We start from the raw sequence: 12,336 nt of genomic DNA on the forward strand, positions 1-12,336 counted from the left end.
GCGCCGCACTATGACGAACTACACCTCATCGCTCCTCCGCCTGCTCGACGAGCGCGGCTACATCCACCAGCTGACCGATGCCGAAGGGCTCGACAAGCTGGCCAGCGGGGGCGTGGTGCCGGGTTATATCGGCTTTGACGCGACCGCGCCGTCGCTCCACGTCGGCAGCCTCGTGCAGATCATGATGCTGCGCCGCCTGCAGCAGGCCGGGCACAAGCCGATCGTCCTGATGGGCGGCGGCACGACGCGGATCGGCGATCCCACCGGTCGTGACGAGAGCCGCAAGATGCTCTCCGACCAGACCATCGAGGACAACATTGCCTCGATCTTCACGGTCTTCGACAAGCTCCTCAAGTTCGGCGATGGTCCGACCGACGCGGTCATGGTCAACAACCACGACTGGCTCGGCAAGCTCGGCTACATCGAACTGCTGCAGGAAGTCGGCACGCATTTCACGGTCAACCGCATGCTGACCTTCGATTCGGTCAAGCTGCGGCTCGAGCGCGAACAGCCGATGACCTTCCTCGAATTCAACTACATGATCCTGCAGGGCTACGATTTCCGCCATCTCAACAAGGAGATGGGCGTCCGCCTGCAGATGGGCGGCTCGGACCAGTGGGGCAACATCGTCAACGGCATCGAACTGACCCGCCGCAAGGACGGCAAGGAAGTGTTCGGGCTGACCACTCCATTGCTGACCACGGCGGACGGCAAGAAGATGGGCAAGACCGCCGCCGGCGCGGTCTGGCTCAACGAAGACGCCCTGCCCGCCTGGGACTTCTGGCAGTTCTGGCGCAACACCGATGATCGCGACGTCGGCAAGTTCCTGCGCCTGTTCACCGACCTTCCGCTTGACGAAATCGTGCGCCTCGAATCGCTTCAGGGCAGCGAGATCAACGCCGCCAAGGTCGTTCTGGCCAACGAAGTGACCCGGCTCGTCCGTGGCGAAGAGGCTGCCAAGGCTGCCGAGGCCACCGCTTCCGCCACCTTCGCGGGCGGGGGACTCGGACAGGACCTTCCCGTTCTGGACCTATCCGAAGACAGCATCGGCATCATCGATGCGCTGGTCGGGATCGGCTTTGCTGCCAGCCGGGGTGAGGCCAAGCGCCTCATTGCCGGTGGCGGCGCCAAGGTCGATGGTCAGGCCGTGACTGATGAAGGCCAGGTTATCTCCTTGTCTTCAGGCGAAATTCGCATCTCTTCGGGCAAGAAGAAGCACGGCATCCTGCGCCGCACCTGACGCTGGGCAGAGGCTCCGGTTTCGCATTCGATAACGGCAAAAGCCTGCCGGTTCCGGCAAGCCTTTGCCGGGGCTTTACGAATTGTTCGCCAATTCGGAGCTATATCCTTTGGCACAGTCACTCATGCGCTAGGAGGAACGATGCGCGGCGGAGCCCAGCTTTCAGTCACCGATCTGCGCCGTTCGACGCGGCATCCGGTGAATCTGCCCGTGATCGGCGAGCATCGCGCGCTCGGTGACATCATGCTGCATTTCGCCAATATCTCGACCACCGGGTTCATGGCGCATGGCGCGCAGGACCTCGGCCGCGGAGAGCGCGTCACGGTTCGCCTGCCCGTAGTCGGCCGCATCGAGGCATTTCTGGTCTGGACCGACGGCGATCGCGCCGGATTCCAGTTTGAACGCATCATCCGCCTCGATGATTTCAACAAGATGATCCGCTCGCTCCAGCCCGGTCCCCGCTCGCGCAGCCAGGGCTGACGCGCCACCGGATCCACCCTGCGAAACGCTGACGAACCCCAAATTTTTGCTTTCTTGGCATCGCGGCAAAGGGCTGGCATTGCACGCGGGTGACCAGCCTGACACCCGATCCTGCCGCGCCGACACTACCCGGCTCCCCCCTCGCCATTCCGGACTACCGGCGCTTCTGGATCGCCCGATTCTTCTCGGTCCTCGCGACTTCGGGCATGGTCGTCATCCTCGGCTACCAGCTTTACGATGTGGCGCGCGGCCAGTACGGCATGTCCATCGCGCAGGCGGCATTCCAGCTCGGCCTGCTCGGCCTTGCCCAGTTCCTGCCGCTGTTCCTGCTGACCCCGGTCGCCGGCGTCGTGGCGGACAGGTTTGACCGGCGCAACGTTGCCGGCCTTTCCACCTGCATCGACCTGACGATTGCGCTGACTCTGGCCAGCTGCACCTACCTCGACCTGCTGACGCTGCCCCTGCTGTTCGGCCTCGGCGCGCTGCATGGCACTGCTCGCGTGTTCATCGGCCCGGCGCTTTCCTCGGTGGCGCCCAATGTCGTGCCGGCCGAACTGATGCCGAAGGCGGTGGCCATCAATTCGATGGCCTGGCAGACCGGCTCGGTCCTCGGGCCGGCTCTTGCCGGGCTCCTCTTCGCCGGCCACGCCTCCCTGCCCTACTGGACCGCGACGGTCTTGCTGGCGCTGGCCGCCTTCTGCATTTTCGGCATCCGCAAGCTGCCGCCGCCGCCCGGCAACCGCGACACGCATCCCCTGCGCCAGATCCGCGATGGCCTCAGCTTCGTCTGGAACGACCGTTTCCTGCTCGGCTGCGTCACGCTCGATCTGTTCGCCGTCCTCCTCGGCGGCGCGACCGCGCTGCTCCCGGTGTTCGCCCGAGACATCCTGTTCCTTGACGGCAAGCCGGTCGGCGCGGACGGCCTCGGCCTCCTGCGCGCCATGCCGAGCCTCGGCGCGGTGCTGGTCGGCCTGGTGCTGGCAAAGCGCCCCATCGCCCACAACGTCGGCAACAAGATGCTGCTCGGCGTCGTCGTCTACGGCCTGTTCACCATCGGCTTCGGTCTTTCGACCAACTACTACCTGTCGCTGCTGATGCTGATGGGCGTCGGTGCAGGCGACATGGTCTCGGTGTTCATCCGCAACACGCTCGTCCAGCTGCACACGCCGGACGACGTGCGCGGCCGCGTCTCGTCGATCTCAGGCCTTGCGATCTCGGCCTCGAACGAACTGGGCGAAATGCAATCCGGCGTGGCAGCGGCACTGATCGGCGCGGTCGGAGCCGTCATCTTCGGCGGCGTTTCGGCTATAGTCGTTACGGGCGCATGGTTCTTCCTTTTCCCCGAATTGAAGAACGCACGAACCTTTGCAGCGCGATACAGATAGTCCTAGGCTGTAAGTCAGACTCCAACCAATCCCTTCACCAAAGGAGCAAGCGACATGAGAGCGGATTCCATCCTCGCCACTATCGGCAACACCCCGCATGTTCGCCTGTCCCGCCTGTTTCCCGACCACGAGGTATGGGTGAAGAACGAGCGCGCCAATCCCGGCGGCTCGATCAAGGACAGGATCGGCCTCGCCATGATCGAGGCTGCCGAGGCTGATGGCAGCCTCAAGCCCGGCGGCACCATCGTCGAGCCGACCTCGGGCAACACCGGCATCGGCCTCGCCATGGCGGCCGCGGTCAAGGGCTACAAGCTCGTCCTCGTCATGCCCGAATCGATGTCGCTCGAACGCCGCCGCCTGATGCTCGCCTATGGTGCCACCTTCGACCTCACCCCGCGCGAAAAGGGCATGAAGGGCGCGATCGAGCGTGCCCGCGAACTCGTCGAATCGACCGAAGGCGCATGGATGCCCCAGCAGTTCGACAACCCGGCCAACGTCGCCGTCCACGTTCGCACCACCGCGCAGGAAATCCTCAAGGACTTCGCCAGCGAACCGATCGACGTGCTGATCACCGGCGTCGGCACCGGCGGCCACCTCACCGGTTGCGCCGAGGAACTCAAGAAGCACTGGCCTTCGCTCAAGGCCTATGCCGTCGAGCCGACCCTCTCGCCAGTCATCTCCGGCGGCCAGCCCGCCCCGCACCCGATCCAGGGCATTGGCGCTGGCTTCATCCCCGGCAACCTGCACACCAAGTCGATCGACGGCGCGATCACCGTCGATCCGGCCGATGCCAAGGAAATGGCCCGCCAGTGCGCGGCCAAGGAAGGCATCCTCGTCGGCATCTCCTCGGGCGCAACCCTGGCGGCGATTGCCCAGAAGCTGCAGAGCCTGCCCGCCGGAACCCGCGTCCTCGGCTTCAACTACGATACGGGCGAACGCTATCTCTCGGTGCCGGACTTCCTGCCGGAGTAAGTCCGATGGCGGTCGAACAGGTCGATTACGCCGACGGCGACGTGGCCCTCACCGGCTTTCTGGTAAAGCCCGAGGGCCCGCCCCGCGCCGCCGTGCTCGTCCTGCCGACCATCGCCAACTGCAACACCCCGATGATCCGCCGCGCCCACATGCTGGCGCAGGCGGGTTATCTGGCGATGATTGCCGACTTCTACGGCGTGCAGGTCCGCGACTTCGATCACGCTCGTGAACTGGCAGGCCCCTTGCGCGCCACCAGCGAAGGCTACCGCCAGCGCCTGCACGCAGGCCTCGACGCGTTGACCGCACTAGCGGAAGCGCAAGGCCTGCCGGTTGCCGCCATCGGCTTTTGCATGGGCGGGCAAGCCGCGCTGGAACTCGCCCGCGATGGCGCCGATATCGTCCTCGCCGCCAGCTTCCACGGCCTGCTCGATACGCAAGCCCCTGCCCGGCCCGGCGCGGTCAAGGCGCGCATCCTCGTCTGCCATGGCGACGCCGACCCGATGGTGCCGCGCAGCCAGGTCATGGCATTCTGGGAGGAAATGGACGCGGCCGCAGCCAACTGGCACTTCCACAGCTACAGCGGGGTCAAGCACGGTTTCACCGATCCCGGCAGCGACGCCCGTGGCATGGCCGCCATCGGCTATGACGCCAGCGCCGACCGCCAGAGCTGGTCAGCGTTGATGGAACTGCTGGACGAAGTGCTCGACTGATCAGGGAGGCGCTTGGCGCCTCCCTGCCTACGATTAGGCGATCGCCAGCTGTTCCGGCGTCAGCGCCATGATCGTCTCGCCGCCGGCTTCCACCTGACGGCGCAGCGCCCCCGCTTCGGTGGTGTAGCGCGTCGCCCAGTGGCGGGCGCAGGTCAGCTTGGCCTCGTAGAACGCCTTGTCCTCGGCACCATCGGCAATCGCCGCAGCCGCAACCTTGGCCATGCGCAGCCACATCAGGCCGAGCGAGACGATGCCGGTCAGCGTCATGTAGGCATAGGCGCCCGCGCCAAGGTTGTTCGGATTGGCCATGGCGTTCTGCATGAACCACATCGTCGCCGCCTTGAGTTCGCCGTTCGCCTTGGCAAGCCGCTCAGCCACCAGCTTCACCGTCTCGTCCGAAGTCTCCTCCGCACACTCGGCATCGATCAGCGCAAAGAACGCCTGGATCGCACGACCACCATTCAGCGCCAGCTTGCGGCCGACGAGGTCCATCGCCTGAACGCCGTTGGTGCCTTCGTAGATCATGGCGATGCGCGCATCGCGCACGAACTGGTCCATGCCGTTCTCGGCAATGTAGCCATGGCCGCCCCAGACCTGCTGCATGTCGGTGGCGACCTTGTAGCCCATGTCGGTGCCATAACCCTTGATCACCGGCGTCAGCAGGCTGATCAGGTCGTCGGCCATCTGGCGCTCTTCCGCCGTTGCCGCCTTGTGCGAAAGGTCGACCTGCAGGGCGCCCCACAGGCACAGCGCGCGCATGCCCTCGATGAAGGTCTTGGCGTCCATCAACATGCGGCGCACGTCCGGATGGACGATGATCGGATCGGCCTTGGCCTGCGGGTCTGCCGGCCCGGTCAGCGCGCGGCCCTGGCGGCGGTCGAGCGCATAAGCAAGGCCGTTCTGGTAGGCGACTTCAGCCTGCGCCAGCCCCTGCATGCCCACGCCAAGGCGCGCGGCATTCATCATGATGAACATCGCGGCAAGGCCCTTGTTCTCCTCGCCGACCATCCAGCCCTTCGCCCCGTCGTAGTTCATCACGCAGGTGGCGTTGCCGTGGATGCCCATCTTCTCCTCGATCGAGCCGACCGAGACGCCGTTCTTCTCGCCCAGCGAGCCGTCGTCATTGACGATGAACTTCGGCACGATGAACAGCGAGATGCCCTTGCTCGATTCCGGCGCACCCGGTGTCTTGGCAAGGACGAGGTGGATGATGTTCTCGGTCAGGTCATGGTCGCCCGCCGAAATGAAGATCTTGGTGCCGGTGATCGCATAGGAGCCATCGGCCTGCGGCTCGGCGCGGGTCCGGATCATGCCGAGGTCGGTGCCGCAGTGCGGCTCGGTCAGGTTCATCGTGCCCAGCCATTCGCCGGTCACCATCTTGGGCAGGTACTTGGCCTGCTGCTCGGGCGAGCCCTTGGCGATGATTGCCGAGATCGCGCCGTTGGCAAGGCCGGGGTACATCGCGAAGGCCTGGTTGGCTGTGGCGAGGTACTTCTCCATGATGAAGCCCATCACGTGCGGCAGGCCCTGCCCGCCATATGCCTCAGGCGCGGAGAGCGTGCCCCATCCGCCTTCGACGTATTGACGGTAGGCATCCTTGAAGCCGGTCGGCGTGGTCACGCTGCCATCGGGATGACGGGTGCAGCCTTCCTTGTCGCCCGAAAGGTTGAGCGGCGCGATGACTTCCGAAACGAAGCGTCCGGCTTCCTCGATGATCGCATCGGTCATGTCCGGTGTCGCGCTCTCGAAGCCCGGCAGGTTGCCGTAGCTTTCCAGGCGGATCAGTTCGTTGACGACGAAGCGGGTGTCGCGGGTGGGCGCGGTGTAGATCGGCATGTGGTCCTGTCCCTTTGAGCGTCCGGCCTTCAGGCCGTCGGATCGCGGCCTTCTGACCGCTCCTTGGCGATGACGAGATCGACGAAGCTGGTCAGTTCATCGATGGTCGCAGCAATGTCCGCCTGCTGACGGCGCAAGTTCTCGATCCGCTCGCGACACTTGGCGATGGTGACGCGGCGCTGTTCGGCGCGGCCATCACCCATGTCGTAGAGGTCGATCATGTCGCGGATTTCGGCGAGGCTGAAGCCCACGTTCTTGGCGCGCATGATCCAGGCAAGCCGGGCACGGTCCCGCTTGGAATAGATGCGCGACAGGCCGATCCGCTCCGGCGCGATCAGGCCCTCGTCCTCGTAGAACCGCAGGGCGCGCGCCGTCACCCCGAACTCGCCCGAGAGGTCGGAGATGGTGAACTGGTCACGCTTGAGCGCATCGGGCTGATCGAGATGCCCGGTATGCTCGTTCTGTACAGACGGATCGCGAGTCGCTGTGGCGGCATGCTGTGACATGTCGCCAAGCTAACTAACCTTTACGTAAGCGTCAATCGACTATGCGTTCCAGCGTCCCCTCGGGCGTAACCCGCCGGTAGAAGCACGTCGGCGCCAATGTGTGGCAGGCCGGACCCGCCGCCTCCACGCGAAGCTCCAATGCGTCCTGATCGCAGTCCACGCGAATCTCGACAATCCGCAGCACGTGCCCGGAACTCTCGCCTTTCATCCACAGCTTGCCGCGCGAGCGGGAGAAGAAGTGCGCAAACCCCGTCTCGAGCGTCTTGTCGAGCGCCTCGCGGTTCATGTGCGCCAACATCAGCAGGGCATTCGTGCCATGGTCGACAGCCACCGCCGTAAGCAGCCCGTTTGCATCGAATTTCGGCATCAATTCAGTACCCTGCTCGCGCAAGGCGGTATCGCTGGTGGTGGACAAGATGATCACTGCCTTTTCTGGACCGCCATTGCGTGGCGGATTTGTTGCAGGATAACCACACAGGGTGGCAAAATCCATAAGGCCGCGCACAATCCGCTTTCGCTGGCCGCATGAATGGGTGATGAAGAGACAGCGGTTTGAGGGAACTGCGAACTGAACCGCCAGCCCGCAACCGGGCGGCAATGGACGTAGCGCCAACGTTCAGGGAACACTTGATGAGGGGCCGGTCAGCCGCCTCGCCGCAGGCCCAAAGGGCCGCGGGAAGCCGGACCGGAAGGTGAGGGTAAAAAGCGGGACGGTCAGGGGGCCGTCGGTATCGCGGTCAACGCGGACGCCGCAAGATTTTCGTCACGAGGACGCCCGGGGCTTCGGTTCCGGGCGTTTCCTTTTGAATCAGCCCTCGCTTTCGTATCCTCCCGCTGAGAGAGGCGCTTCGCGAAGACCGTCAAGCGCTTCATCAAGGACGCGCGAGAAGCAGGCGATCCGCACTTCCGCCACCTTGGCCTTGCGCAGGGCAACCATGCAGGCGTCGGTCGTCGCGCCGCTGGTCATCACGTCGTCGACCAGCAGCACGCGCGCTCCCGCCAGCTCGGCCAGACAGCGAGGATTGCACTGGATCGCGCCGCTCAGTGCGCGGGCGCGAGCCTTGCGGTTCAGGCCACCCAGCGAAGGCGTCGCCTTGGCACGGACGAGAGCGTCTACCAGCAAGCGCTTGCCAGTTAGCCGCGCCACCTCCCTGCCCAGCAAGGCCGACTGGTTGAACCCGCGTTGCATCAGGCGCCAGCGATGCAGCGGCACAGGCACCACCAGCCAGTCGCCCTCCAGCCCGCCAAGCCGGGGCAAGATCATCCGCGCCATCATCGGCACCAGACCAATCTTCCGGCCATGCTTCAACGCCAGGACCAGCGCCCGCGATGGCTCGTTGTAGAGCGTCGCCGCTGCGATGCCGGAGTGCTTCGGCGGCTCGGCCATGCAGGGCGCACAGATCAGATCGGCTTCGATGCCGTGCTGCTCGCCCATCGGTCGCTGGCACAGCTTGCAGCAGCTTCCCGTCGGCACAACCAGCGTATCCCAACACGCGAGGCAAAGCCCACCATGCGCCGCGACCGGACTGCCGCAGAGCGGGCAACGCGGCGGGAATACGAAGTCCACCATAGGCGTGAGAATGGTTGAAAGCTGCATGGGCGGTATCGTCGCACGAATGCCCCTCTTGGCAAGACGGGCGGACAAGGGCACTGCCCGGAAATGGCCAGTACACCTCCCGTTATTTTTGCTCCAGAACGGCGGAATGCCGTCCGCCGCCGCATGGCGCACCTGCAGATGGCGCCGGACGCCCCACGCTATATCCACGGGGATATGGCCGAGGACGTGCTGGAGCGCCTGTCTTTCCTGCGGCACGAGCCGCGCCGGGCGCTCGTGATCGGCGACTGGACGCATGCGATCGGCGCCGCGCTTGAGGCCACCGGCGTAACTGTCGACCGCCGTGATCCGGCACTCGGTGACCGGCTCGTCGACGAGGAAGCGCCCTACCCTGCCCCTGCCGGGTACGACTTCATCGCCAGCATCGGCACGTTGGACACGGTCAACGACCTGCCCGGGGCGCTGGTGCATCTGCGCCGCGCTCTTGCCGATGGCGGACTGATGATCGCCTGTTTCCTCGGGGCGGGGTCCTTGCCGACGCTGCGGAGCATGATGCTCGAAGCCGATGACGACCGCCCCTCGCCACGCATCCACCCGCAAGTGGACGTGCGCGCAGGGGGCCAATTGCTGCAGCGTGCAGGCTTTGCCGATCCGGTGATCGACAGCCACCACATCGACGTGCGCTTCCGCTCGTTCGCGGGGATGATCGCCGACATCCGCGCGCAGGGCCTGAGCAACAGCCTTGCCCGGCCCGGAACACCGCTGGGCAAGGCCGCCCTTGCCCGCGCCCAGGCAGCTTTCGATGCGCGCAGGGATGCGGACGGCAAGGTGACCGAGCGGTTCGAGATCCTGACGCTGAGCGGCTGGGCCAAGACTCTCCGTCCGCCCAAGTTCTGAGCGGACTTCGGGGAAGCTTCAGAAGGCCACGTTGGAGTGTTTCCCCGGGGAAACACTCCAAATAGGTTATCAGCTCAGTGCTGCCTGCGCCGCGGCAAGGCGGGCAATCGGCACGCGATAGGGGCTGGCCGAGACGTAATCGAGGCCAGTCTTCTCGCAAAACGCGATCGAAGCCGGGTCGCCGCCATGTTCGCCGCAAATGCCAAGCTTGATGTCGGGACGCGCCTTGCGGCCACGTTCTGCAGCCAATTCAACGAGTTGGCCGACACCTTCGATGTCGAGGCTGACAAACGGGTCGCGCGGGTAGATGCCCTGGTCGACGTAGGGGTTGAGGAAGCGCGCGGCGTCGTCGCGGCTCACGCCCAGCGTCGTCTGGGTCAAGTCATTGGTTCCAAACGAGAAAAACTTCGCCTCCTCGGCAATCTCACCCGCCATCAGCGCCGCCCGCGGCAGTTCGATCATGGTGCCGACCATGTACTCCAAAGTCCGCCCCTTCTCGGCAAAAACCTCGAGCGCGACCCGGTCCACCAAGGCGCGAAGGATCTCGAGTTCCTTGCGCGTGGCGACGAGCGGGATCATCACTTCGGGGATCGGCGCCTCGCCGCTCTTGTCGGCGACGTCGCAGGCAGCTTCGAAGATGGCGCGGGCCTGCATCTCGTAGATTTCGGGGAAGGTGATGCCGAGGCGGCAGCCGCGATGGCCGAGCATCGGGTTGAATTCGTGGAGTTCCCCGGCGCGGCGCTTCAGGTGCTCAACGCCGAGCCCGGTGGCTTCGGCAAGTTCGGCGAACTCGGCATCGGCGTGGGGCAGGAATTCGTGCAGCGGCGGATCGAGCAGGCGGATCGTGACGGGCAGGCCCGCCATGACCTCGAAGATCGACTGGAAGTCGCTGCGCTGCTCGGGCAGCAGCTTGGCGAGCGCAGCGCGGCGGCCTGCCTCGTCCTCGGCGAGGATCATCTGGCGGACGGCGCTGATGCGACCTGCCTCGAAGAACATGTGCTCGGTGCGGCACAGGCCGATGCCCTCGGCGCCGAACTGGCGCGCGACCTGGCAATCGAGCGGGGTTTCCGCGTTGGTGCGCACCTTCATGCGGCGGTGCTTGTCGGCCCAGACCATCAGCGTGCCGAAGTCGCCGACCAGTTCCGGCTCCACGGTGGGCACGAGGCCCGCCATGACATCGCCGTTCGAGCCATCGAGGGTGATGATATCGCCCTCCTTGACCTCGCGGTTGCCGATCTTCGCGGTACGGCTGGCCATGTCGATCGAAACGCCCGATGCGCCCGAGACGCAAGGACGGCCCATGCCGCGCGCGACCACGGCGGCGTGGCTGGTCATGCCGCCGCGCGCAGTGAGGATGCCCTTGGCCGCGTGCATGCCATGGATGTCCTCGGGCGACGTTTCGACGCGGACGAGGATCACGGCATCGCCCCGCTCGGCGCGGGCCTGTGCAGTATCGGCGTCGAACACCACTGCACCCGAAGCCGCGCCCGGCGATGCGGGGAGGCCCTTGGTCAGGACGTCGCGCGGCGCCTTGGGATCGAGCGTGGGGTGCAGCAACTGGTCGAGCGCCATCGGATCGATGCGCTTGATCGCGGTCGCCTCGTCGATCAGGCCTTCAGCCACCATGTCCACCGCCATCTTGAGCGCGGCCTTGGCGGTGCGCTTGCCCGAGCGGGTCTGCAGCATGAACAGCTTGCCCTGCTCGACGGTAAACTCGATGTCCTGCATGTCCTTGTAGTGCTTTTCGAGCAGTTCAAAGACGGCGGCGAGTTCGGCGTAGGCCGCGGGCATCGCCTCTTCCATCGACAGCGGCTTGGCCCCGGCCCGTTCGCGGGCAGCGAGCGTCAGGTACTGCGGGGTGCGGATGCCGGCGACGACGTCCTCGCCCTGGGCATTGACCAGCCATTCGCCGTAGTAGGCCTTCTCGCCGGTCGCCGGATCGCGGGTGAAGGCGACGCCGGTGGCCGAAGTATCGCCCATGTTGCCGAAGACCATCGCCTGCACGTTGACGGCGGTGCCCCAGTCGTGCGGGATGTCGTTGAGCTTGCGATAGACCTTGGCGCGGTCGCTCTCCCAGGAGTCGAACACGGCGCCGATGGCACCCCAGAGCTGTTCGTGCACGTCCTGCGGGAACGGGCGGCCGAGCTGGTCTTCGACGATGGCCTTGTATTCGCCGACGAGCGCCTGCCAGTGTTCGGCACCGAGTTCGACATCGTTGAAGAAGCCGTTGTCTTCCTTGACGATTTCCAGGGCGTCTTCGAAGCGGTGGTGATCGAGGCCGAGCACCACGTCGGAATACATCTGGATGAAGCGGCGGTAGCTGTCCCAGGCAAAGCGCGGATCGCCGGAGCCTGCGGCGAGGCCTTCGACGGTCTGGTCATTGAGGCCGAGGTTGAGGACCGTGTCCATCATGCCCGGCATCGAGACGCGTGCGCCCGAGCGGACCGAGACGAGCAGCGGGTTGGTGGCATCACCGAAAGTGCGGCCGGTGGCCTTTTCGATATGGGCGACGCCATTGGCGACGCCTGCGCGCAGGGCATCGTCGAAGGTCTTGCCGCTGGCGTTGTAGGCCGTGCAGACTTCGGTGGTGATGGTGAAGCCCGGGGGGACCGGCAGGCCGATGCCCGCCATTTCCGCAAGGTTCGCGCCCTTGCCGCCGACGATGGTCTTGTCCTTGGCCCGCGCGTCCGAAGACGATGCGCCGCCGCCGAAGTGGAATACGTATGCGCTCATTTCGCCACCAAGGCTCCCTGCG

11 protein-coding genes are annotated in these 12,336 nt (G+C 65.4%); 6 read left to right on the forward strand and 5 right to left on the reverse strand.

Features of this window, described 5'->3' with window-relative positions:
- The first annotated feature begins 10 nt into the window (after positions 1 to 10).
- The 5 genes from tyrS to I2488_RS04015 all read left to right on the forward strand — a co-directional run bounded on the left by tyrS (position 11) and on the right by I2488_RS04015 (position 4,787).
- Positions 11 to 1,240, forward strand: coding sequence for a tyrosine--tRNA ligase (gene tyrS, locus I2488_RS03995; RefSeq protein WP_196274518.1), 1,230 nt, complete (start codon positions 11 to 13; stop codon positions 1,238 to 1,240).
- Positions 1,241 to 1,381: 141 nt separating this feature from the next.
- Entirely contained in the window at positions 1,382 to 1,720 is a 339-nt protein-coding gene (locus I2488_RS04000; RefSeq protein ID WP_196274519.1) for a PilZ domain-containing protein, read from the forward strand.
- 89 nt (positions 1,721 to 1,809) lie between these two features.
- Entirely contained in the window at positions 1,810 to 3,105 is a 1,296-nt protein-coding gene (locus I2488_RS04005) for an MFS transporter (protein WP_343070978.1), read from the forward strand.
- A gap of 54 nt (positions 3,106 to 3,159) precedes the next feature.
- Positions 3,160 to 4,077 carry a cysteine synthase A gene (cysK, locus tag I2488_RS04010; protein WP_196274520.1) on the forward strand — a complete coding sequence of 306 codons (918 nt, stop codon included), beginning with the start codon at positions 3,160 to 3,162 and terminating at the stop codon, positions 4,075 to 4,077.
- A 5-nt stretch (positions 4,078 to 4,082) separates the two neighbouring features.
- Complete coding sequence (locus I2488_RS04015) at positions 4,083 to 4,787, forward strand: dienelactone hydrolase family protein (RefSeq protein ID WP_196274521.1); 705 nt, start codon at positions 4,083 to 4,085, stop codon at positions 4,785 to 4,787.
- A 33-nt stretch (positions 4,788 to 4,820) separates the two neighbouring features.
- Here the strand turns inward: I2488_RS04015 and I2488_RS04020 are convergent, their stop codons facing one another.
- The 4 genes from I2488_RS04020 to I2488_RS04035 all read right to left on the reverse strand — a co-directional run bounded on the left by I2488_RS04020 (position 4,821) and on the right by I2488_RS04035 (position 8,726).
- On the reverse strand, positions 4,821 to 6,623 hold the full coding sequence (locus tag I2488_RS04020; protein ID WP_196274522.1) for an acyl-CoA dehydrogenase C-terminal domain-containing protein: 1,803 nt from the start codon (positions 6,621 to 6,623) through the stop codon (positions 4,821 to 4,823).
- Positions 6,624 to 6,652: 29 nt separating this feature from the next.
- Entirely contained in the window at positions 6,653 to 7,129 is a 477-nt protein-coding gene (locus I2488_RS04025; RefSeq protein ID WP_196274523.1) for a MerR family transcriptional regulator, read from the reverse strand.
- Positions 7,130 to 7,160: 31 nt separating this feature from the next.
- Positions 7,161 to 7,496 (reverse strand): phosphoribosyl-AMP cyclohydrolase, encoded by a 336-nt coding sequence (gene hisI, locus I2488_RS04030; protein ID WP_246465493.1) that lies wholly within the window; start codon positions 7,494 to 7,496, stop codon positions 7,161 to 7,163.
- A gap of 441 nt (positions 7,497 to 7,937) precedes the next feature.
- The gene (locus I2488_RS04035; RefSeq protein ID WP_196274525.1) at positions 7,938 to 8,726 is read right to left on the reverse strand and encodes a ComF family protein; all 789 of its coding nucleotides are present in this window, start codon (positions 8,724 to 8,726) and stop codon (positions 7,938 to 7,940) included.
- 123 nt (positions 8,727 to 8,849) lie between these two features.
- Between I2488_RS04035 and I2488_RS04040 the strand changes: the two genes are divergently transcribed.
- Positions 8,850 to 9,581 (forward strand): methyltransferase domain-containing protein, encoded by a 732-nt coding sequence (locus tag I2488_RS04040; RefSeq protein WP_425492354.1) that lies wholly within the window; start codon positions 8,850 to 8,852, stop codon positions 9,579 to 9,581.
- Positions 9,582 to 9,650: 69 nt separating this feature from the next.
- Here the strand turns inward: I2488_RS04040 and ppdK are convergent, their stop codons facing one another.
- Entirely contained in the window at positions 9,651 to 12,314 is a 2,664-nt protein-coding gene (gene ppdK / locus I2488_RS04045) for a pyruvate, phosphate dikinase (RefSeq protein WP_196274527.1), read from the reverse strand.
- Positions 12,315 to 12,336 lie beyond the last annotated feature (22 nt).

Source organism: Novosphingobium jiangmenense, assembly GCF_015694345.1.
GTDB classification, from domain to species: Bacteria; Pseudomonadota; Alphaproteobacteria; order Sphingomonadales; family Sphingomonadaceae; genus Novosphingobium; species Novosphingobium jiangmenense.

Bases quoted from the DNA above. Each gene is read 5' to 3' on its own strand.
- I2488_RS04035 (WP_196274525.1), bottom strand. From the start codon at position 8,726: ATGCAGCTTTCAACCATTCTCACGCCTATGGTGGACTTCGTATTCCCG.
- cysK (WP_196274520.1), top strand. From the start codon at position 3,160: ATGAGAGCGGATTCCATCCTCGCCACTATCGGCAACACCCCGCATGTT.
- ppdK (WP_196274527.1), bottom strand. From the start codon at position 12,314: ATGAGCGCATACGTATTCCACTTCGGCGGCGGCGCATCGTCTTCGGAC.
- tyrS (WP_196274518.1), top strand. From the start codon at position 11: ATGACGAACTACACCTCATCGCTCCTCCGCCTGCTCGACGAGCGCGGC.
- hisI (WP_246465493.1), bottom strand. From the start codon at position 7,496: ATGCCGAAATTCGATGCAAACGGGCTGCTTACGGCGGTGGCTGTCGAC.
- I2488_RS04040 (WP_425492354.1), top strand. From the start codon at position 8,850: ATGGCGCACCTGCAGATGGCGCCGGACGCCCCACGCTATATCCACGGG.
- I2488_RS04000 (WP_196274519.1), top strand. From the start codon at position 1,382: ATGCGCGGCGGAGCCCAGCTTTCAGTCACCGATCTGCGCCGTTCGACG.
- I2488_RS04025 (WP_196274523.1), bottom strand. From the start codon at position 7,129: ATGTCACAGCATGCCGCCACAGCGACTCGCGATCCGTCTGTACAGAAC.
- I2488_RS04020 (WP_196274522.1), bottom strand. From the start codon at position 6,623: ATGCCGATCTACACCGCGCCCACCCGCGACACCCGCTTCGTCGTCAAC.
- I2488_RS04015 (WP_196274521.1), top strand. From the start codon at position 4,083: ATGGCGGTCGAACAGGTCGATTACGCCGACGGCGACGTGGCCCTCACC.